The sequence below is a fragment of the Amycolatopsis sp. NPDC045836 genome (assembly GCF_056431745.1).
The window spans coordinates 338,167-358,041 of the sequence record NZ_JBWKKF010000009.1 but is presented as its reverse complement, the minus strand read 5'-3'; the positions used below and the strand labels follow the sequence as shown (position 1 = coordinate 358,041).

Below are 19,875 nucleotides of genomic sequence, written 5' to 3'. Positions count from 1 at the left end.
CGAGCAGCGCGGTATGAGCGAGACCACGGTACCGCGACCGCGTCTCCCCGCGCGAGATCGGGAATTCACCCTTCGGCAGCGGCCGGTGGCGCCTCCGTCACGTCGTCCTGCGGCACCTCGGCACCACTGGTGCTGGTGGGCCTGATGCTGCTGTTGGGGGCCGGGAGCCTCGAGGTCGCCGGTTCGGTCGACTCGGGGGTTTCGGTGGTGCTCAGCGTCTCGTCCGGGCCCGGGTACGGCTCGATGTCGTCGCGCGGGGTGTTGCTCACGCCGGGGTTGTTCGGCTCGGTGCCCACCGGGTCCTCGCCGGGCGGGTCCACCGTGCCGGGCAGCCCGTGCTCACCGGGCACCGCGGGCAGTTCACCGGCCTCCCCGTCCGGCAGCACCGGCAGCTCACCGGGCCCCGGCTGCGGCTGCACCTCCGGGTGCTGCGGCGGCACCTGGTTGACCAGCGATCCGGTGGCCACCACGGGGGGCCGCACCGGCTCCGACGGCGGCACCACCACCGGTTCCGCGGCGATCAGCTCCTGCCCGCCCAGCCCCGGCAGCCCCAGGTGGAACGGCGACGCCGACTCGTCGACCACCGGTCCCACCGCCACCCCGACCACCCCGGCCGCCGCGGTGGACGCCAGCGCCATGCCGACCTTCATCTTCGAGCCGACCAGCAGCCCCTTGAGCCCGGCGAGCAACCCGCTCGCCTGCAGGCCCTCCAGCGACAACGCGGACGCGGGCAGCATCAGCACGATCACCCCGGCGTGCGCGCGCAACGACGAGCAGACCTCCCGCAGTTCGTCCGCGGTGGCGCGGCAGGAGGAGCAGCCGAGCAGGTGCGCCTGGATGCGGCGGGCCTCGGTGCCGGTGACGCTGCCGGCGGTGTACCCGCCGAGCTTCTCGATCACCGCGCGGCAGCCGTCGGCACCGCGGTGCACCGACAGGTGCGCCTGCAGGTAGGCCGCCCGCAGTCCCTGGCGGGCGCGGCGGGCCAGCGCCGCCGTCGCGTTCGCGCTCAGGCCGAAGTGCGGGGCCACCACCGCGGGCTGCTCACCCTCCACCTCGGTCTGCCACAGCACCGTGCGCCAGCGCTCCGGCAGGCTGGTGAAGGCGCGGGTGATCAGCGTGTGCTCGGCGGTGCGGGCGTGCGCGTCGGCCCCCGCCCCGGCCCGGTGGGTCAGCTCGTCCTCGGAAACCGGCACGTCACGACGGGCACCGTGCCACTCCCACGACACGCGGCGCGCCACGGTCAGCAGGTAGGCGCGCACGTTGTCCCGCGGGCCCGAACCCCGGCGCAGCGCCTGGAGCACGCGGAAGAAGGTCTCCGCGGTGATGTCCTCGGCCTCGGACCGGTCCGAGGCCAGCCCCAGCGCCAGCCGCCGCACCGCGGCCGCGTGCAGCTCGAACAGCTCGCCGAACGCCGCGTCCTCCCCGTCCCGGAGTCGTTGCAGCAGCGCGTGCTCCCCGGAAACCGGCGGCGGGACCGTACTCTGCTCGGTCATCCAGCCAGGCACCTCCCCGCCAAACGCTAACCCGTTCGGTTGAATGTGGACACCATACGGAGCGAACTCGTGGCCGTCACCCCTCGTGCGCCAAGGGTAACCAAAGAGCCACAGTCCGGGTGGGTAAAAGTGCCCCCTCCGGGCCGTTGTATAGTTTGCACCGCACCGGCGGAGATCGCCGGGCACGCGGATGTAGCGCAGCTGGTAGCGCATCACCTTGCCAAGGTGAGGGTCGCGGGTTCGAGTCCCGTCATCCGCTCTCGACTCGCTGGTGGCGCCTGGTTGGCGCCGCTGCGCCTTTCCCGTTGGCGATTCTCGAAGTCCCTTTGCGGGACCTGGCTACACACCCCGGCCGGGGGCTCGCCCCCGGACCCCGTCTGGCTGGTCGCCTTGTTCGGGTGGCTTGTGTTTCGCGTCCAAGCTGCGGTCAGGCGGCACGGTGCCCATGTCCCGCACGCACACGGACGGTGGGGCCGGGTTGATCACTGGTTGTGGTGAATGTGGAGGTTCCGCTGGGGGTGTGCGGCCGAATGGGCGGGGTGGGCCGCGAAGGGGGCCACTCAACGTGTGCGGCGGGAGCTTGGTCTAGTCCAATTGTGTTGTGGTCTAGACCATGGTGACAGTGGTCACTTAGACTGGGTGGACTTCAGCTCTCCCCCGAACCCCGCTTCGCTTATCCACCAAGGAGTAAGCATGGCCAAGAAGATCCTGGGCCGAATCGCCGCCATCGCCGCCGGGTGTGTCGCCTTGCCGGTGGTGCTGGCCGGCGTCGCACAGGGGCACGGCTACACGACCAACGCCCCGAGCCGCGCGCTGCACTGCAAGACCGGTGCGGTGAGCAACTGCGGGCCGATCCAGTGGGAACCGCAGAGCGTCGAGGGCCCGAAGGGCTTCCCCGCCGCCGGTCCCGCCAACGGCAAGATCTGCGCCGGTGGCCTCGGCCAGTTCGCCCAGCTCGACGACCCGCGTGGCGGCAACTGGCCCGCCAAGCAGGTGAGCAGCGGCTCGAACCTGACCTTCAGCTGGACGCTCACCGCGGCGCACGCCACCACGTCGTTCCGCTACTTCATCACCAAGAACGGCTGGAACCCGGCCGCCCCGCTGACCCGCGACCAGCTGGAGAGCCAGCCGTTCTACTCGGTCAACATGGGTGGCCAGCGCCCCGGCTGGACCGTCACGCACACCGGCAAGCTGCCCGCGAAGTCCGGCAAGCACCTGATCCTCGCGGTGTGGGACATCGCCGACACCGGCAACGCCTTCTACCAGTGCGCTGACGTGCAGTTCTAGTCAGGCTTCCGGGACGGGCCGGCCTGCTCCCCGCAGCGGCCGGTCCGTCCCGGGTTTCAGAACTCGGCGTAGGCGTCCTCGTCGACCACCGTCGGCACCACCGGCGAGAGGAACGGGTCGGCGCACTCGGTGACCTGGCCGCGGACCATGCGGTACACGCGGAATTCGTTGCCGTGGGCGAAGTCCTCGTCGTCGTGGACGTGCAGCAGCCCGTACGACGCCGGCGCCAGCTCCCCGACCCGGATGAACAGGTGCAGCAGCGAGGCCCCCACCGTGCTGGGCCGCTTGAGCACCCCGCCCAGGTGCAGCACCGGCACCCCGTTGGCGTAGCGGAGGTCCACCAGCTGGGCGTTGCCGAACTCGCGCACCACCCGGCCGACGCGGTCGACCGCACGTTCCAGCAGCCCGTCCGGCTCGTCGCCGTCCGCACCGACCTGGATCGTCACCCACCCGTGGTATTCGAACATGTCAAGAGCCTAGGACCCGCGCTCCCGGCGTCACGCGACCGGTTCCCAGAGGCTGAGGAAGGCGGCGGCCTCGCTGCGGATCCAGTGGTCCAGGCGGTCCCGGTCCCGGCGGCCCAGGGTGTAGGGCTTGGCGCGGCGGACGTCGAGCACCATGGGCTCACCGCCGCCGGGCAGCAACTCCTTCATCCGCAGCTCCATCAGGCGCAGCGCCAGGTGCGCGGCGTCCCGGGTGAGCGGCTCCTCCTTGAAGTACAGGTGCACGGCGTGGTCCTGCCCGTTCGCCGAGCGCAGGCCGAACTGCGGGGTGATGCCGACCTCCAGCCCGCCGCAGCGCCACCGCCCGCGCCCGACGTTCAGCACGGCCGGTTTCCGGCGGCCGAGGTAACGCAGCCAGCCTTCGGCGACCGCCTGGTAGTGCGGCGCCGACCGCGGGGTGGCGTTCGCGATCAGGATGTCCATCGCGGCGGCGTCCATGTCCGCCTCCCGGCCGGTGCGGATCGCCGCCGCGGCCCGCCGGTAGAAGTCGAAGCCGGACGGCTCCGGGTTGTCGTACATCCGCCGTTGCCGCCGCACCAGCGTGGCGCGCTTGGCGCCCGCACTGCTGCTGCAGCTGACGAAGGTGGGCAAGGTTACATAGGCCACAGCGACCTCCAGCTCTCCCGCGCAACTGCTCCAAGTATAGAACACATGTTCGAAAAATGCTCGTTGAGCTGGGGATTTACCCGGTGGGAACCGGACGTACCCGACACCTGTCACGGGGGCTTGCCGACGTTCGGCGGTTGTCGGGGTTTCCGCGGAGTTCGTAGGGTGCGGCCAACACTGGGGAAACATCCGACCGATCAACGGGGTGGCAGATGGCTGGGATTCGACGACGCGACGTGGTGACGGGTGCGGTGGCGCTCGCCGGTGCCGCCGCCATCGGGCTGAACCCGGCGGCCGCCGCGGCGGCGGGCAGGCAGCAGCGCCCCGGCGCGGCGGCCAAGCCGGACCTGGCCTTCGGCGACTACCCGGTGGTCGCCCGGGTGCGGGCGGAACGCGCGCTGGAACACCTCAGGGTGCTCAGCGACCAGATCGGCCCCCGCATCGCCGGCACGGCCGGTGAGCTGAAGGCCCGCGACCACATCGCGAGCACGCTGCGGAAGCTGCGGTACCAGGTGACCGTGCAGCCGTTCCCGATCACGGACAAGTTCCTCGGCCGGATCCGGATCGGCGAGGAGGACTGGCAGACCGGTTCGTCACCGCAGGGCGCGCAGAACGCCACCTTCACCGGCGAGGTGGTCGACGTCGGCAGCGGTGCGCCGGGCAGCTTCCCCGCCGACGTCACCGGCAAGGTCGTCTTCTACGCCGGCGTGACGAACGACCCGAACGCCTACCAGCTGGCCGCCCAGCGCGGCGCGGCGGCGGTGCTGATCGGGCGCCTGAGCGCGACGGCCGACCGGAAGCAGTCCGCGTTCTCGCCGACCCTGCCCACGCCGGTGGGGATCCCGGTGCTCGGGCTGGCGCAGGTGCAGGCCGAGAAGCTGCGTGACCGGATGCGGTCGGGGCCGGTCCGGCTCGACTTGGCGTCGGACCACCACACGAACCTGACCTCGTACAACGTGATCGCCGAGCGCCCGGCCACCGTGCCCGGCGACGACGGCGTGGTCATGGTCACCGCGCACTACGACAGCGTGCCCGGCTCCCCCGGCGCGAACGACGACGGCAGCGGCACCGTGCTGTGCCTGGAACTCGCGCGCGTGCTGCGGCACCTGCCGACGCGCAAGGCCGTGCGGTTCGCGTTGTGGGGTTCGGAGGAGTACGGGCTGATCGGCAGCCGGTACTACGTCAACCACCTGTCCGACGCCGAGGCGGGCCGGATCGCCGGCTGCTTCCAGAACGACATGGTCGCCACCAGCTACGACCCGGCGACGGTCTACTGGCTGCTCTCGGTCGACGGCGCCGACAACGCGGTCACCCAGGCCGTCGGCGCGGCGGCGGCGCGGCTCGGGTACGACCCGCGGGTGCAGGGGCCGGTCGCCCGGGGTTCGAGCGACCACGTGCCGTTCTTCGAGCGGGGCATCGCCTCGGGCAACTTCAGCTGGCGCGGCGAAACCGGTCCGGCCGCACTGGAGCCGACGTACCACACGCCGGAGGACACCATCGCCGGCAACGTCAGCCCGGAGCGGCTGCAGGTGTCACTCGAACTGATCGGCGCCGCCGCCTACGACCTGCTGCGCCGGGAGTGACACCCGCCCTTGCTCGCCCGAAGCCGGAACGGGTGCCCCCGGTCAGTTCTCCGTGACGCCGAGGCCGATGGGGCACGAGACGCCGGTGCCGCCGAGGCCGCAGTAGCCGTTCGGAACCTTGTGCAGGTACTGCTGGTGGTAGTCCTCGGCGTAGTAGAACTCGCCGAGCGGGGCGACCTCGGTGGTGATGGTGCCGTGGCCGGCGGCGGTCAGCGCGGCCTGGAAGCCGGCCCGCGAGGCTTCCAGCTCGGCCCGCTGCTCATCGTCCGCGTAGTAGGCCGCCGAGCGGTACTGGGTGCCGACGTCGTTGCCCTGCCGCATGCCCTGCGTCGGGTCGTGGCCTTCCCAGAAGACCTTCAGCAGCTGCTCGTAGGAAATCCGCGCCGGGTCGAAGACCACCAGGACGGCCTCGGTGTGCCCGGTCAGGCCGCTGCACACCTCTTCATACGTCGGGTTCGGGGTGTGGCCACCGGCGTAGCCGACGGCGGTCGAGTACACCCCGTCCGTCTGCCAGAACAACCGCTCGGCGCCCCAGAAGCAGCCGAGGCCGAACACCGCGGTCCGCAGCCCCTCCGGGAACGGCGGCTTGATGCGGCGATCGGGGAACACCGCGTGGAACTCGGGGGTGACCAGCGGTTCGGCTCGGCCGGGGAGGGCCTCTTCGGCGGAGACCGAGCGGGATTTGTCACGTCCAAACCAGGTCATACCCCCACTGTACGCACCCCGGCGGTGCCGTTCGCCCGACCGATCACGCACCATGAGGACCACCATGGGTGACCGGGGAGGCAAACGCGGCGTGGTCGTGACGGCCGCGCTGCTCGCCGTGCTCGCGGTGCCGCCCACGGCGGCCTGGCTGGTGTGGGGCAGCGGGGCCGATCCCGGCGCCTCCCACCAGCCGACCGAACTGGCCGATCCCGCACCCCGCCGCCCCGGCCCGCCGCCGCTGCCGATGGTCACCCCGCCCGGCGACCTGCTCATCGACCGCGCCGGCCGGGTCTCCGCGCTGGTCACCTACCAGCTGTTCAGCCACGAGGAGATCAGCGAGCTCCAGGCCACCGGGGTGGCCGCCGCGCACCTGCGGATGACCCGCGAGAACGGGGTGAACCTGCTGCTCAGCCGGTTCACCGCCCGCGACGACGCCGAACCGGAGGTGACCAAGGAAGCGCTCGACGGCATCTACGAAGCCGGCGGGCACCGGCTGGTCACCCCGGCACCCGAGGGCGTGACGGTCCGGCGGTTCGCCGAGGCACCCGGCGCGCCGACGATCTCCTACCACGCGCACTACGTCCGCGGCCGCGACGTGCTGCGGATCGACGCCACCGGTGAGGGCGGCGTGGTCGGCGAACCGGTCGACGAAGCCTTCGGCGCGCTGCTCGACCTGCAGACCGGCGAGTTCCCCGCCGGGGAGCCGCGATGAGGACCCCGGTGACCCTGCTCTGCGCGAGCGCGGCCGTGCTGACCGCGTACGGCTACCTGTTCGGGCACTGGGCCGACCTGCACGGCCAGCGGTTCGAGCTGCTGGACGTGACCAGGGCGTGGATCGCCCGTCCGCTGGGGCTGGGTGAGGACTTCGGGCCGCTCGGCCTGATGCTGCTGCTGGTCGCCGCCGGTTACGCGGCCGCGGCCGGGCGCACCCCCGGTGCGCTGTACCCGCTCGCCGCACTGGTGGTGGTGGCGCAGCTGCTGCCGTTCACCGCCGGGCTGGTGCCGCTCGGCTGGGTCGCCGTGCTCGCGCTCACCGGTTTCCTGCTGGCCAGGGGCACCGGCCTGCTGCCCGCCCGCTTCCGCTGGTCCGGGCAGCTGGCGCAGCTGGTGCTCGCGCTCAACGCCGTCGCACTGGCCGACTTCGTGCCGGACCTGTCCGCCGCGGGCGCCTTCTTCCCGCTCTTCGTGGCCGGGCAGCTGCTGCACGCGAACCGGGCCGGGCTGCTCCCGGCCTGGGGGTGCGGGCTGCTCGTCGTCGCCGCGCTGGTGGTGGTGTCGATCGCCGATCGCGTGGTGCCCGAGCTGGACGGCTGGTGGTACCCGCTGGCCGCCACCTACGCCGTGCTGCTCGGTGCGGTGGCCTTCCTGCTGGCCGGGCCGACCGCCGAGCGGATCGCGGCGAACCCGGTGGTGCGCTGGCTCGCCGGGCGCGTGTGGTGGCTGGTCCCGCTGTACGCCCCCGTCGGGCACCCGCTCGCCGGTCTGCTCCCCCAGCCGATCGGGATCCTGGTGGCCGCCGCCGGTGTCGGCCTGCTCGCCGAAGCCGGGCACCGGCTTTCCCGGTTCCAGCGCACCAGGGAGCCGGTGTGACCCGGACCGCCGAACGGCCCGCCCCGGCCGCCGCCCCCGCCCGCGGGGCGCACTACCTGCACGGGCTCGACGTGCTGCGGGTGATCTGCTCGGTCGCGGTCCTCTACAACCACGTCGCGGGCTGGGCCAAGATGCGCGGCTCCGAGGACTTCTGGGTGGCCGACCTGGTCGAAGGCGGGATCGTCGCCTCACTGCACCTCAACGAGCTGCTCGGGTTCGTCGGCGTCGGCACCTTCCTGGTGATCAGCGGGGTGGTGGTGACGCACGTCGGCGCCCGCGAGACGCCGGGGCAGTTCCTCGCGCGCCGCGCGGTGCGGTTGTTCCCGGCGCTGTGGGTGGCCATCCTCCTGGCGTGGGTGCTGGCGCTGGCCGGTGCGCTCGGCGTGAACCAGCCGCCGGACTTCGGCGACCTGCTGCTCAACCTCGGCCTGCTCAACTACAGCTTCGAGGACGCGTCCACGCTGCTGGCCGTCACCTGGACGCTGACCGTGCAGGTGGTGTTCTACCTGCTCGCCGCGGCGACCATCCCGCTGCTGCGGCGGTGGCCGTGGCTGCCACCGGCCATCGCGGCGGCGCTGGTCTCGGTGCTCATCTCGGTCACCGGCGACCCGGCCCCGGGTGGGCCCGCGCACCTGCGGATCATCGCCTCGTTCCTGCCGGTGCTCTTCCTCGGCCAGCTGGTGATGCTGGTGCGCGGCAAGCGGCTGGCCCCGCTGCCCGCGCTCGCGCTCGGGCTGGTGCACCTGTGGCTGGCTGCCAGGGCCGTGGCCACCTGGAGCGACACCCCGGACGGCCCCGCGTACGTCCGCACGCTGGTGCTGATCCTGCTGCTCCTGCTGCTGTGCACCAGGGCGAACGGCCGGATCGCCCGGTCGCGGGTGATCCGGGTGCTGGCCGAGCGCACCTACGCGGTCTACCTGCTGCACTTCGCGGTGGTGCTGAGCGCGTTGAACCTGCTGGCCGGGCCGCTGGGCTTCTGGCCCGCCCTCGGCATCGGGCTGGCGGTGCTCGCCGTCACCACGGAACTGCTGCACCGGTGCGTCGAACGGCCCGTGGCGCGGGCTTTCCGCCGCTGGGAGGCCCGGCGGTCGGAGCGGCGCGTCACCCGTTCCGGTGACCGGTAACCTTCCGGTAGGGCACACTGGTCCCGCCGAACAGACCGACCATGGAGCATGCGATGGGCTGGCAGGAAGAGCTGCGGGTGCTCGACGCCAAGCTGGCCGACGGCAGCCTGACGCCGGCCGAGCATCGCAAGATGCGCGACGAACTGCTGGCGGCGGCCTCCGGCGGCGGGGTGACCTCACCGGTGGCCGCGCCGCGACGGCAGGCGAACGACCCGGCGATGCAGGAAACCACCGTGCTGCCCCGGATCCCGGTGGCCGGCCAGCCGATGCCCGCCGGGCAGGCCAAGCAGCCACCGGCCCCGGTCGCCGGTGCCCGTCCCGCGCCGAAGGTGGTGGAGTCGCGGCCGACGCTGCCGCTGGGCAACCCGGATCCGCGGCAGCCGCCGAACGCCGCCGCGCTGCTCTCCGGTGACCGGCCGACCACCGCGCCGAGCCCGGCCGACCAGCGGGCCACCGAAGCGATGGTGGTGCCGCCGCGTGGGCTGGTGCGCGGGCGCAGCGTGGTCTCACCGGTGGCGGCCCACCAGCCGACCCGGCCGTACGCCACCGAAGCCCAGCGCAGCTGGCAGCACCCGCCTCCGCCGCCACCGGACTACGACCAGAACGACCAGGACGACCACGGCCCGCGGCGCAGCGGCTCGACCTGGCTGTTCCTCGCCGTCGGGGTGCTGCTCGCCGGTGGCCTGCTGGCCGGTGGGGTGTGGTTGCTGTCGAAGGACGAGCCGGCCGGCAACGCCGCCGCGCCGCCGCCGGAACCGGCCCAGTCGAGCCAGTTGCCGCCACCGCCCGCGGACGCGCCGCTCGAACAGCGGCTGCCGCAGCTGCCGGGCACGCAGAACGCGAACAACGCGACGATGCCCGTGGACCGGGGCACCGAGCTGAAGCTGTACGCGCCGGAGACGGCGAACATGTTCAAGCAGAACGGCGCCACCGAGGTGGTCTACCGGTCCAGCTCCGACGGCACCGACGGCTACCTGGTGATGGTGGTGCCCGCCGGTTCACCGGAGGGCGCGAAGAAGGTGGCCGAGGAACTGCGCAAGGCAGCGGGGGAAACCGGGTTCACCCAGCTCAACCTCGGCCTGCCGCCGGGGAAGAGCGCGCTGGCCGGGTCGAACACGGTCGGCCGGATGAACGCCACCTGGTACACCTCGGGCAACCTGGCCATCGCGGTCTGGGTTTCGCAGGGCTTCGACAAGCAGCAGTTCGCCCTCGGCGAGCGGCTGAAGAGCACGCTCGCCAAGGTCGAAGCGGCGCTACCCCCCGGCTGACGGCGGGGTCTGCCCCGGTCGCAGCACGTCACCGCACGAGCCGCGCAGCGAGCCGCCGCGCTCGTCCAGCACGCGGTGCGTCACGATCTCGGCGTAGTCGCGGACTTCCTGCAGCTTCGCCATCGACGGCACGGCGTCCTTGCGCACCCAGTCGCCCTTGGGACCGCCTTCGAACAACGGGTGGTAGTCGCGCGCCAGCCGGGGGTCGCCGGTGATGCCGCTGATCTCCGACCACGGCTGGTGCGTGTGCACGAAGGTCGGCTTGACCTCGTCGAACAGGTAGTCGCGCAGCCCGGCGTGGTTCCCGGCACCGGCCAGGTCGGCGATCCGCGCGTGCGTCAGGCCGACCAGGTCGACCACCCGCAGCCTGCTGGTCAGCGCGGTGCCGCCGACGTCGGGCACGAGCAGCGTGCCCTCGCGGACGCCGAGCACATCGGCGTACCCGTTGAACACGCGGCCGTAGCGGTCGGCCACCAGGCAGGCCGGCACGATCGGCGCCTCGGCGTGCTTGCCCGCGGACTCGGCGAACGCGGCGAGGGTGGGCAGCGAGACGAGCGCGGCCACGGCGACCACCGCCACCCGCCGGAGGCCGCGCACGAACGCCATCGCCTCGGCCAGCACGAAGACCAGCAACAGCGCGCCGATGGCCCAGAACGGCGTGGCGAACCGGAGTTCCCCGTTCGGTTCGGGACCGAGCACGCAGTAGACCACCGCCGCCAGGCCGAGGAACAACAGCAGCACGCTCAGCGCGTCCCGCTTCCCGGACCCCCTGGCCAGCAGCACCCCGACCCCGGCGGCGAGCACCAGCGACAGCCAGGCACCGGCGTACGCCAGCAGGTCGCCCGCCCGCGCGAAGGTTTCCAGCGTCGGGAAGTCCTGGCTCTTGGCGACCGCGGTGTTCGGCACCAGCCTGCCGAACTGGAGGTACCGCCAGAGCAGGTAGAGCCCGTACGGCACGGCGAAGGCGGCCACCGAGACCAGCCCGGCGCGCAGGGCGCCGGGCAGCCGGTACCGGCGCGCGAACAACAGCAGCACCAGCGGGTAGGCGACCACGTACAGCGCACCGTCCGGCCGGGTCAGCGCGGCGAGCGCGGCCAGCGCACCGGCCGCGACCGCGAGGCCGGTGCGGGAGAGGTCGTTGCCGGGCAGCGCCCGCAGGATGATCGCCGCCAGCCAGCAGACGGCCAGCGCGTACAGCGAGTTCTCCAGCCCGGACACCGCCCACAGCACGTAGGACGGGATGACCGCCAGCACCGCGCCCGCGCCGAAGGTGAGCAGCGCGGGCCGCCGGGTGAAGCTCTTCGCCGCGTGGTGCAGCGCGGCCAGCACACCCGCGGTGCAGGCCAGCCCGAGCAGCTTCGGGTAGAGCACGTAGTCCGGGACGCCGAACAGGGCGCCGGTGTCGAACAGGCCGAGCACCTTGCCGGCGAGGAGCAGCAGCAGCCACGCCGGATTGGAGAAGCCCTCGACGGCGTCACCGCCGGGTTGCAGCACGGGACCGGCGCCGTCGGCGAGGTCGCGGGCGTAGGCGAAGGTGATCGCCGCGTCGTCGATGAGCCAGTTGCCGTAGAGCAAGCCGTGCGCGGCGACCAGCGCGGTTCCGCCGCCGACGGCGGCGAGCGCGGGGAACCGGGCCGGATCGGCGGGCTCGGCCGAACCGGCCTCGGCTCTCAGCCCACTGGATGCGGTCAACTCGAAGACCTCCCCCTCTTGCGCGAATACACTCACTTATCAATCACCGAACGCTCGGCATTACGCGCTGGTCGTCACCCGTTCGAAGGGCAGCCCGATCCCAGGGCCGGTCACCCGGGCGTGCACAATGGCGCAGGTCACCGCACCAGTAGTCGCAGGGCGACGCGAGCAGATCCGCACCGCCGGAAGAGAGGGGCCAGAGGGTGTCCTGGCAGGAGGAGCTCCGCAAGCTGGACGAGGAACTCGCCTCGGGCCGGCTTTCCGCCGATGACTACCGGGTTCGCCGGGACCAGGTGCTCTCCTCGGCGGTGTCGCCGGGGGAGAACCCGGCCTCCCCGCAGGCGCCCCAGCAGCCCTACGGCGGCCAACCGCAGCAGTCGCCGATGTTCCAGCCGCCGCAGCAGCACCCGCAGCACCCGCAGCAGCCGGCGCAGCCGCAGCCGGGCAGCGCGGACGCCACGCAGGTGGTCGCCCCGGTGAGCCCGCCGCCGGGCGTGCCGCAGCCGAACCAGGCCGAAGCCACGCAGATCGTCTCGCCGGGTGCGGTCGACCCCGCCGTCGACCGCACGCAGGCGGTGCCGCGCTGGCAGACCCAGGCCCCGCAGCAGCCGAACTACCAGCAGCCCGGTTATCCGCAGCAGCCGCCGAACTCGCCGGCCGGCGGGTTCGCGCAGCCCGGGTACCAGCCGCAGGGCCCGCACTCGGGCGGTTTCGCCCAGCAGCACCCGCAGCAGCACCCCCAGCAACAGCAGCAGCCCGGCTGGAACCAGCCCGAGGGCGACCTCAGCCCGCCGTGGGGCGGCTCGGAGTTCCCGCCGCTGTCCCCGGCGTCCAGTTCGGAGTGGACCCGCCAGGGCCCCGAGCTGTTCGAGGAGTCCAGCGGCAAGGGCAAGGGCGGCAAGGTCGCCCTGCTCGCGCTGGTCGCCCTGCTGGTGGTCGGCGGCCTGGTCACCGGCGGCATCCTGCTGTTCTCCGGGGAGGACGAGCCGACCCCGCCGGTGGCGCAGTCCAGTACGCAGCAGCCCGCCCCGCCGCCCAGCCCGGCCCCGGCACCCAAGAGCACGCCGAAGGCGGTGGACCCGAACGCGCCGCTGATCGAGCGCATCCCGGCGCCGCCGGGCACGCCCGACGGCGGCAGCGGCAAGATCGAACTGGCCCAGCTCGGCGAGAAGTCCATTCTGGACGGTGAAGTGGTGGCCGCGCTGAACTCCAACGGGGCCACCGAGGCCGCCTGGCGCGGTTCGGTCAAGGGCGCCGACGCGAACAGCCCGTACCCGGACAAGTTCTCCATCACCGCGGTCCGCCTGCCGGACGCGGAGAAGGCGCAGAGCGCGCTGGCCGCGATCACCGGCCGGTACGACGACCTCGAATTCATCCCGGTCAAGGACCCGCTCGAGGACATCCCGTCGGACGTGCAGTTCTACAAGGAAGTCAACGAGAAGAAGGCCGCCTACTACGGCGTCTGGGCCTCGCAGGACGTGCTGGTCCAGGTGCACGTTTCGCTGGACCCGCTGCCCTCGCCCGCGCAGGACGCCGAAGCCGCGATGAGCGGCAGCTGGCAGCGCCAGGTCATCGCGACCCTGGCGAACTTCCCCGTTTCGAGCTGAGGCGGCGGTGGGTTCCCGGCTCACCACGGCGCTGGCCGGCGCCATCGTGGCCAGGGCCGGGGACCGGTCCGCCCTCAGCGACGAACTGCACTTCGCCGCCAGGTACCCGGCCGAGCGCCCGCACCTGGACCGGGGCCGGGCCAACCTGCTGCGTGCGCTCGACCTCCCGGCCGGCGCCAGGGTGCTGCACCTCGGTGCGGGCAGCGGCTCGCTGACCAGGTACCTGGCCGAAACGGTGTCCGAAGTGGACGCCGTCGAACCGGACGCCGAACTGGCCGGGATCACCGCCGACCGCACCGCCGGGCTGCCCGGGGTGCGGGTGCTCGACCGGTTGCCCGGCGGCCGGTACGACGTGGTGGTCGCCGTCGAAATGCTGGAAACGCTGGTGGACCCCGGTGAGCGGGTCGCCTTCCTCCGCACCGCCCGCGAGCACCTGGCGCCCGGCGGCACGCTGTGCCTGGCGGTGGACAACCAGTTCGGCGTGCGGAACCTCGCCGGGGCCCCGGACCGGTACACCGGCCGCCGCTGGGACGCGATCGAGGGGCACCCGTTCGGCGGCCCGGCCCGGCTGATCGCCCGCCGCCCGCTGGAACGCCTGATCCGCGAGGCCGGTTTCGACACCACGCGCGTGCTCGGCTGCTTCCCCGATTTCCGTTGCACACGCGTGGTTTTCGACCGCGAACTGCTGGTGGCGCAGCCCCGGCTGGCGATCGAACTGCCGCGGTTGCCCAGTCCCGACGAGGGGTTCGACTCACCGCGCCCGGTCGACGAGGCGAAGGTGTGGGCGCAGCTGGTCGAAGCCGGTCAGGCCGAGGACGCGGCGAACGCCTTCCTCGTGCTGGCCACGGTTTCCGGGCCGTCCCCGCTGTGGCCGGAGGGCAGGCTGGCCAAGTACTTCAACACCGATCGCGCGGCGCGGTGGTGCACCGGCGCGGAGGTGACCCGGCACGAGGTCCGGCGCGAACCGCTGCTCGAACCGGACGGCTCCGGCCCGGTTTCGGTGCAGGCGTGGACCGATCCGATCCACGACGGGCCGACCATGGTCGGGGTGCTCGCCGACCGGCCCTGGCTGACCGCGGAACTGCTGCGGGCCTGGCGCGACCTGGTCCACGAGCGGGCGGCCGAGCACGGCCCGGCGCTGTGGGACCTGCTGCCGCACAACATCGTGGTCACCGGTGACGGCGAACTGCGGCCGATCGACCTGGAGTGGCGCTTCGACGAGGCCACCCCGGAGACCGTGGTGGCCCGCGGCCTGCTGCTCACCGCCGAACGCCTCGCCGGGCTGGCGTGGCCGGGCGCGGGACCGTCGAGCACGGTGCGCGACCTGGCCGCCTGGCTGGGTGCGCTGCTCGGGGTGACCCCGGACTACGTGGACCGGGCCGTCGACCGCGAAGCCCGGTTCCAGGCCATCGGCCGGCACGGGGGTGCACCCGCCGGCGACGCGGTCGGCACAATACGGGCGGCCTGGCACGACCGGCTGGCCGAAGCCGTCGCCGTGCGGGACGAACTACCAGGGGTGGAGAAATGAGCGAAACGCTGGACGAAACCGTCGCGCGCGTGATGGCGGGCGTGAACACCACGATCGCCGACGGCGACAGCATGTTCGCCGGCAGCACCGAGCACTACTTCAGCGTGTCGAAGGACGCCCTGCGCGCGGTGCTCGCCGCGCTGCACGTCACCGGCAAGCCGGAACCCAAGCGGCTGCTGGACTTCGGCTGCGGCTACGGCCGGGTGCTGCGCTCGCTGCGGGCCGCCTTCCCGGCCACCGAGCTGATCGCCTGCGACATGGACCCCGCCGCGCTGGCCAGCTGCGCCGGGGCGTTCGGCGTGCGGGCGGTCACCGGCGCCCCGGACCCCGACCACATCGAGCAGGTCACCGACGTGGACCTGATCTGGTGCGGGTCGGTGCTCACCCACCTCGACGCCCCGCAGTGGGGCCCGCTGCTGCGGTACTTCTCGCGGGCGCTGGCCCCCGGCGGGGTCGCGGTGGTCACCACGCACGGCCGCCGGATGGCCATGCGCGCCGAGGCGGGCAAGGACTACGGGCTGGACGCGCGGGCCATCGACCGCGTGCTCGCGGCGTACAAGTCCTGCGGCTTCGGGTACAACGACTACGTCGGCTACGACGGCTACGGCATCTCGCTCAGCTCCCCCGGCTGGGCCGTGCAACGCGCGCTGGAGGCCCCCGACCTGCGTCTCGCCGGATACGACGAAGCCGCGTGGGACCGCCACCAGGACGTGATGGTGCTGGTCAAGGACGCCAACGCGACGCTGAAGGCGGACCTGTGAGCGACGGCCCCAGAGTCCACTTCGAACTGGACCACCCGCCCGCCGAGTTCGTGGTGCCGGGTGACGTGCTGCCGGTCAGCGGCTGGGCGTTGCTGGACGGCTTCGCGCCGAGCTTCGCCGAGGTGCTGGTCGACGGCGCGGCGCCGGTGAGCGCCCGCATCCGCATCCCGCGCCCCGACGTGGCCACCGGCTTCCCCGAGTACGGCGAAGCGGGCACCTGCGGGTTCGAAGCGCGGGTGGCGCTGGACCTGCCCCCGGGTGCCGAGCACCGGGTTTCGGTGCGCGTGCGGCTGCGGCACCACGAGGTCGGCGAATGGACCTCGCCGGCGCGGTACTGCACGGTCCGCAACCCGGCACGCGACACCGACGACGAGCAGCTCGCGGCCGAACTGCGCACGCGCTCCGGCAGCCTGCTCACCCGGGTGCGCGCCGAGGCCGATCCGCGTCACGTGCTGGTCTTCGGGCACGGCCTGAACCTCGGCGGCGGGCAGCTGTGGCTGCAGGAACTGCTGAACGGGCTGGTCAAGCAGCACGGCTGGCGGGTCACCGTGGTGGCACCGGTGGACGGGCCGCTGCGGCAGGACTGCGCCGACCTCGGCGTCGACGTGCACCTGACCCGGCCGTACCAGGTGGACACCGTCGCCGCCTACGAAGGCCACGTCGCCGAACTGGCGCTGGTCGCGAAGGCGTCCGGCGCGAGCGTGGCCCTGGTCAACACGATCACCGCGTTCCCCGGGGTGGACGCCGCCCGGCGGGCCGGGCTGCCGACGACCTGGGCGGTGCACGAGAGCTTCCCGCTGGGCACCTTCGCCTACGAGACCTGGCGGTCCGGGATGAACCCGACCGTGCGCGCCCGCTGGGAGCAGTTGTTCGCCGAAGTCGAGCAGCTGACCTTCGTCGCCGATGCCACCCGGGAGATGTACGAGCGGTACAGCCCGCCGCACCGCGGCCGGACCATCCGCTACGGCTCGCCGATGGTGCGGTTCGACGGGCGGACCAGCGGTCGCGTGCGGCACGAGGCCAGGGAACGGCTGGGCCTGCCGCCGGACGCGCTGGTGGTGCTGAACGTCGGCATCATGGAACCGCGCAAGGGCCAGGCCGGGCTGATCGCGGCGATGGACCGGGTGCGGCGGCGGTTCCCCGAGGTGCTGCTGACCGTGGTCGGTTACCACGAGTCGCAGTACGGCCGGGCCACCGCGGACCTGGTGCGGAAGATGGGGCTCGGCGACTGGGTGAACCTGGTCGAGGTGCAGCGCGACCCGGTGCCGTGGTTCCAGGCCGCGGACCTGTTCGTGAACAGCTCGGACCTGGAGTCGCTGCCGCGGTCGATCCTCGAAGCGGTGTGCGTCGGGCTGCCGGTGGTGGCCAGTGACGTGTTCGGCGCGCGGGAGATCGTCGCGGACGGCCGCACCGGCTGGTTGTTCGAGCCGAACGACGTGGACGCGCTGACCGTCGCGCTGCTGCGGGCGCTGGAGACGCCGGCGCCGGAACGGGCCGAGATCGCCGCGCGGGCGTTCGGCGAGCTGGTCGGCTGGCTGGACCCGGCCGGTTACGCCGCCGAATACTCGCAGGTGCTGGAATCGCTGCTAGGGGACCACGATGGGTAACGAAGAAAGTCTGCCCGGCCCGATCCGGGCCGAGCTGACCCGGTTGCGGGCCGAGCGCGAGGTCTACACCGCCGAGCGCGAACGCCTGCGGGGTGAGCTGGCCGAAACCGAGGCGAAGCTGGCCGCGGTCGTCGCCGAGCGGGACGAGCTGGCGGAAACCCTGGCCGGGGAACGGTCCGAAGCGCACTTCGCCGAGCTGACCCAGCGCGCCGAGCAGGCGGAGGTGGTGGCTCGTGAGAAGAGCGCCGAGGCCGAGGCGCTGCGCCAGGAGACCACCGCCGCCCGCGCCGAGCGGGACACCCTGCGAGCCGAGCTGTCCGACCTCCGCGGTGAACGCGACCGCCTGCGGCTGACCCTGCTCGACGCCGAGCTGAGCCTGGCCGGGCAGCCGCTGCCGGTGCGCCGCGCCCCGCGTGGGCCGGTGGACGAGGAACGCGCGGGTCAGCTGGCGGCCGAGGTGGCGGCGCTGTCGAACGAGCTGGCAGCGACCAAGGCCACGATCAGCTGGCGCGTCACCGCGCCGCTGCGAGCCGTGCGGAAGCGGACCGCGCGCTGATGGTGGACCTGTGCTTCGTCTCCGGCATCGGCGGCTCGGTGTTCATGGACGAGCTGCTCGACGTGGTCGCCGACGCCGTGGTCCGGGTGGGCGGGCGCGCGCGGACCGCCTCCGGGCGGTTCCCGGAGCCGCGGGCGGACACGGTCTACGTGATCGTGCCGCACGAGTACTTCATCGTCACCCCGGAACACCTCCAGCCGACGCCGGAGCAGCTGGCCCGCACCATCGGCTTCTGCGTGGAGCACCCCGGCACGCTGTCGTTCGAGCGGACCGCGCGGTTCGTGCCGCGGCTGGCGTGCGGGGTCGACATCAACCTGGACTCGACCGAGGAACTCCGGCGCCAGGGCAACCGCATCGAGCACTTCCAGCTCGGGTACACCCCGCTGTGGGACCGCTGGGGCGGTGACCCGGACAGCCCGCGTGAGGTGGACGTCACCTATCTCGGCACCGAGGAACGACGGCGGTCGCGGCTGATCTCCTCGTACTGGCGCGATCTCGAAGGCGTGCGCTCACGCCTGTTCGTCCCCCCGCACGAGATGATGGGGCCCCCGCGGGTCGACTTCCTGCCAGGTTCGGCGAAGCACGAGCACCTGGCGAACTCGCGCACGCTGATCAACCTGCACCGCGGCACCACGGTCGCGCTGGAATGGGTGCGGGTGCTGGAGGCGCTGTGCAACGGGTGCGTGGTGCTGACCGAGCCGTCGGCGGACATGGCCCCGCTGATCCCCGGTGAGCACCTGGTCGTCGCGCGGCCGGAAGCCCTCGGCGCCGCGGCGGCGGCGCTGGTCGCCCAGCCGTCGCGCGAGCACGACCTGCGGATGGCCGGGTACGACTTCGTGCGGAACAAGCTGGATCTGCCGGGGTCGGCGCGGATGCTGCTCTCGCTGGCCGCCGAGCTGGTTTCGGGTTCTTCCGAACTGGTGGAAACGCCGTTGACGCGGCTCGCGGTCGGTTCGCGGTCACCGGCCGAATCGCTTTCGGTGGACACCCCTTCGTGGGACGTGCGGTTCGACCCGGCTGCCGGTGATTCGGACGCCGCGGCGTGCGCGATGGCCGTCGACCGGATCCGATACGCCCGGCGGGCGGCTTCGCGGCGCTGGGTCCCGGGCACGCCGGTTTTCGCGGAGGCCACCCGAGCCCCCGTCGACGTCCTGCTGGTGCGGCGGCCGGGTGAACCGGACCCGGTCGAGCTGGCGAACGACCTGCTCAACGGCACCGTCCTGCCGCGTCGGCTGCTCGTCGGCGAGGACGGCGCGCTGACCAGTTCGGCGACGCGACCGTATGACGTGCTGGAACACGAATTCGCGCTGGGCCGGGGTTTCACGCGGAACGCACTGCTGGAGCGTTCGGACGCGCCCTGGCTGCTGGTGGTCGACGCGGGACTGCGGGCTTCGCCGGAGCTGCTTTCGCGGTTGCTGGCCGCGGGCACGGAGTCGGCCGTGGTGCACTGCCTGATCGGCGACCCCGTCGAGGGCCTGGTCGCCGCCCTGCCCGCGGAGGCGCGCCGCCTGCGCCGGCTGCCGTACCTGGGTTGCGGCTACCTGGTGCACCGCTCGCTGCTCGACCAACTGGGCGGCTGGACCGAAGAGCCCCTGTTCGACGAGCTGGAGGACCACGTCTTCTGGCAGGGCGTGGCCGAGGGGGGTCACCGGAGCACCCTGGTCCAGCAGGTGCTGCTGCGCCGAACCCGCCCCGATCCGCCACCCCGCCCCCTCGACCTCGACCCGCAACGGGTGTGGGCGGCGGTTCAGGCGAACGGGTGAGGTCGGGCCGTGTCGGGGAACGCTTCCCCCCGCTGCGCGCCCCCATATCGGAACATCCGTTGGGAAAGGAGGCGTCATGTGGGTGGAAATCACCGTGGTCGCCGCACTGGCGGTCGTCTTCTTGATCCGCGTCGCCCGCCAACTCCGCCGAAACTGACCCACCTGCTCACGCAGACGGGCCGGTTGGCCACTCCTGCAGTTC

General features: G+C 72.8%; 17 protein-coding genes and 1 tRNA gene. 13 read left to right on the top strand and 5 right to left on the bottom strand.

Annotation, left to right across the window (positions count from 1 at the left end; translation table 11 throughout):
- Window positions 1-65: 65 nt before the first annotated feature.
- Window positions 66-1,493 (bottom strand): sigma-70 family RNA polymerase sigma factor, encoded by a 1,428-nt coding sequence (locus tag AC07EG_RS20300; RefSeq protein ID WP_478254664.1) that lies wholly within the window; start codon window positions 1,491-1,493, stop codon window positions 66-68.
- Window positions 1,494-1,679: 186 nt separating this feature from the next.
- On the opposite strand from AC07EG_RS20300, the gene AC07EG_RS20295 reads away from it, so the two are divergent.
- A tRNA-Gly gene (locus AC07EG_RS20295) sits at window positions 1,680-1,752 on the top strand.
- Between the two features lie 434 nt (window positions 1,753-2,186).
- A complete protein-coding gene (locus AC07EG_RS20290) occupies window positions 2,187-2,780 on the top strand; it encodes a lytic polysaccharide monooxygenase auxiliary activity family 9 protein (RefSeq protein ID WP_478254663.1) in 594 nt (197 codons plus the stop codon).
- A gap of 56 nt (window positions 2,781-2,836) precedes the next feature.
- Here the strand turns inward: AC07EG_RS20290 and AC07EG_RS20285 are convergent, their stop codons facing one another.
- Together AC07EG_RS20285 and AC07EG_RS20280 are read right to left on the bottom strand one after the other, a co-directional pair.
- The gene (locus tag AC07EG_RS20285) at window positions 2,837-3,247 is read right to left on the bottom strand and encodes an Imm7 family immunity protein (protein ID WP_478254662.1); all 411 of its coding nucleotides are present in this window, start codon (window positions 3,245-3,247) and stop codon (window positions 2,837-2,839) included.
- 30 nt (window positions 3,248-3,277) lie between these two features.
- Window positions 3,278-3,874, bottom strand: a complete 597-nt coding sequence (locus tag AC07EG_RS20280) for a hypothetical protein (protein ID WP_478254661.1) — start codon at window positions 3,872-3,874, stop codon at window positions 3,278-3,280.
- Between the two features lie 227 nt (window positions 3,875-4,101).
- Between AC07EG_RS20280 and AC07EG_RS20275 the strand changes: the two genes are divergently transcribed.
- Window positions 4,102-5,472 (top strand): M28 family metallopeptidase, encoded by a 1,371-nt coding sequence (locus AC07EG_RS20275; protein ID WP_478254660.1) that lies wholly within the window; start codon window positions 4,102-4,104, stop codon window positions 5,470-5,472.
- Between the two features lie 42 nt (window positions 5,473-5,514).
- On the opposite strand, the gene msrA is transcribed toward AC07EG_RS20275, so the two are convergent.
- On the bottom strand, window positions 5,515-6,177 hold the full coding sequence (gene msrA / locus AC07EG_RS20270; protein ID WP_478254659.1) for a peptide-methionine (S)-S-oxide reductase MsrA: 663 nt from the start codon (window positions 6,175-6,177) through the stop codon (window positions 5,515-5,517).
- Between the two features lie 64 nt (window positions 6,178-6,241).
- On the opposite strand from msrA, the gene AC07EG_RS20265 reads away from it, so the two are divergent.
- Genes AC07EG_RS20265 through AC07EG_RS20250 form a run of 4 tightly spaced genes read left to right on the top strand, consistent with a single transcriptional unit; the run spans window position 6,242 to window position 10,159 of the window.
- On the top strand, window positions 6,242-6,889 hold the full coding sequence (locus AC07EG_RS20265; RefSeq protein WP_478254658.1) for a hypothetical protein: 648 nt from the start codon (window positions 6,242-6,244) through the stop codon (window positions 6,887-6,889).
- A complete protein-coding gene (locus tag AC07EG_RS20260) occupies window positions 6,886-7,767 on the top strand; it encodes a hypothetical protein (protein ID WP_478254657.1) in 882 nt (293 codons plus the stop codon). Before AC07EG_RS20265 ends, AC07EG_RS20260 begins: the two co-directional genes overlap by 4 nt.
- Window positions 7,764-8,891 carry an acyltransferase family protein gene (locus AC07EG_RS20255; RefSeq protein ID WP_478254656.1) on the top strand — a complete coding sequence of 376 codons (1,128 nt, stop codon included), beginning with the start codon at window positions 7,764-7,766 and terminating at the stop codon, window positions 8,889-8,891. Before AC07EG_RS20260 ends, AC07EG_RS20255 begins: the two co-directional genes overlap by 4 nt.
- A gap of 53 nt (window positions 8,892-8,944) precedes the next feature.
- Window positions 8,945-10,159, top strand: coding sequence for a hypothetical protein (locus tag AC07EG_RS20250; protein ID WP_478254655.1), 1,215 nt, complete (start codon window positions 8,945-8,947; stop codon window positions 10,157-10,159).
- Here the strand turns inward: AC07EG_RS20250 and AC07EG_RS20245 are convergent.
- The gene (locus AC07EG_RS20245) at window positions 10,145-11,851 is read right to left on the bottom strand and encodes a hypothetical protein (RefSeq protein ID WP_478254654.1); all 1,707 of its coding nucleotides are present in this window, start codon (window positions 11,849-11,851) and stop codon (window positions 10,145-10,147) included. The two genes, AC07EG_RS20250 and AC07EG_RS20245, sit on opposite strands and share 15 nt — an antisense overlap.
- A 203-nt stretch (window positions 11,852-12,054) precedes the next feature.
- Here AC07EG_RS20245 and AC07EG_RS20240 point away from each other — a divergent pair, with 203 nt between their 5' ends.
- From AC07EG_RS20240 to AC07EG_RS20215, 6 genes are read left to right on the top strand one after another with little or no spacing between them, the layout of a single operon-like run.
- On the top strand, window positions 12,055-13,458 hold the full coding sequence (locus tag AC07EG_RS20240) for a flagellar basal body-associated FliL family protein (protein ID WP_478254653.1): 1,404 nt from the start codon (window positions 12,055-12,057) through the stop codon (window positions 13,456-13,458).
- A 7-nt stretch (window positions 13,459-13,465) separates the two neighbouring features.
- The gene (locus tag AC07EG_RS20235; RefSeq protein ID WP_478254652.1) at window positions 13,466-14,986 is read left to right on the top strand and encodes a class I SAM-dependent methyltransferase; all 1,521 of its coding nucleotides are present in this window, start codon (window positions 13,466-13,468) and stop codon (window positions 14,984-14,986) included.
- Entirely contained in the window at window positions 14,983-15,747 is a 765-nt protein-coding gene (locus tag AC07EG_RS20230; RefSeq protein WP_478254651.1) for a class I SAM-dependent methyltransferase, read from the top strand. Before AC07EG_RS20235 ends, AC07EG_RS20230 begins: the two co-directional genes overlap by 4 nt.
- Complete coding sequence (locus AC07EG_RS20225; RefSeq protein WP_478254650.1) at window positions 15,744-17,354, top strand: glycosyltransferase family 4 protein; 1,611 nt, start codon at window positions 15,744-15,746, stop codon at window positions 17,352-17,354. Before AC07EG_RS20230 ends, AC07EG_RS20225 begins: the two co-directional genes overlap by 4 nt.
- A complete protein-coding gene (locus AC07EG_RS20220; protein ID WP_478254649.1) occupies window positions 17,347-17,910 on the top strand; it encodes a hypothetical protein in 564 nt (187 codons plus the stop codon). Before AC07EG_RS20225 ends, AC07EG_RS20220 begins: the two co-directional genes overlap by 8 nt.
- Window positions 17,910-19,673, top strand: a complete 1,764-nt coding sequence (locus AC07EG_RS20215) for a glycosyltransferase family protein (protein WP_478254648.1) — start codon at window positions 17,910-17,912, stop codon at window positions 19,671-19,673. Before AC07EG_RS20220 ends, AC07EG_RS20215 begins: the two co-directional genes overlap by 1 nt.
- Window positions 19,674-19,875: the final 202 nt, after the last annotated feature.

Coding starts and splice junctions, on each gene's coding strand:
- AC07EG_RS20230 (WP_478254651.1), top strand. CDS start 14,983: ATGAGCGAAACGCTGGACGAAACCGTCGCGCGCGTGATGGCGGGCGTG.
- AC07EG_RS20265 (WP_478254658.1), top strand. CDS start 6,242: ATGGGTGACCGGGGAGGCAAACGCGGCGTGGTCGTGACGGCCGCGCTG.
- msrA (WP_478254659.1), bottom strand. CDS start 6,177: ATGACCTGGTTTGGACGTGACAAATCCCGCTCGGTCTCCGCCGAAGAG.
- AC07EG_RS20275 (WP_478254660.1), top strand. CDS start 4,102: ATGGCTGGGATTCGACGACGCGACGTGGTGACGGGTGCGGTGGCGCTC.
- AC07EG_RS20300 (WP_478254664.1), bottom strand. CDS start 1,493: ATGACCGAGCAGAGTACGGTCCCGCCGCCGGTTTCCGGGGAGCACGCG.
- AC07EG_RS20250 (WP_478254655.1), top strand. CDS start 8,945: ATGGGCTGGCAGGAAGAGCTGCGGGTGCTCGACGCCAAGCTGGCCGAC.
- AC07EG_RS20290 (WP_478254663.1), top strand. CDS start 2,187: ATGGCCAAGAAGATCCTGGGCCGAATCGCCGCCATCGCCGCCGGGTGT.
- AC07EG_RS20285 (WP_478254662.1), bottom strand. CDS start 3,247: ATGTTCGAATACCACGGGTGGGTGACGATCCAGGTCGGTGCGGACGGC.
- AC07EG_RS20260 (WP_478254657.1), top strand. CDS start 6,886: ATGAGGACCCCGGTGACCCTGCTCTGCGCGAGCGCGGCCGTGCTGACC.
- AC07EG_RS20215 (WP_478254648.1), top strand. CDS start 17,910: ATGGTGGACCTGTGCTTCGTCTCCGGCATCGGCGGCTCGGTGTTCATG.
- AC07EG_RS20220 (WP_478254649.1), top strand. CDS start 17,347: ATGGGTAACGAAGAAAGTCTGCCCGGCCCGATCCGGGCCGAGCTGACC.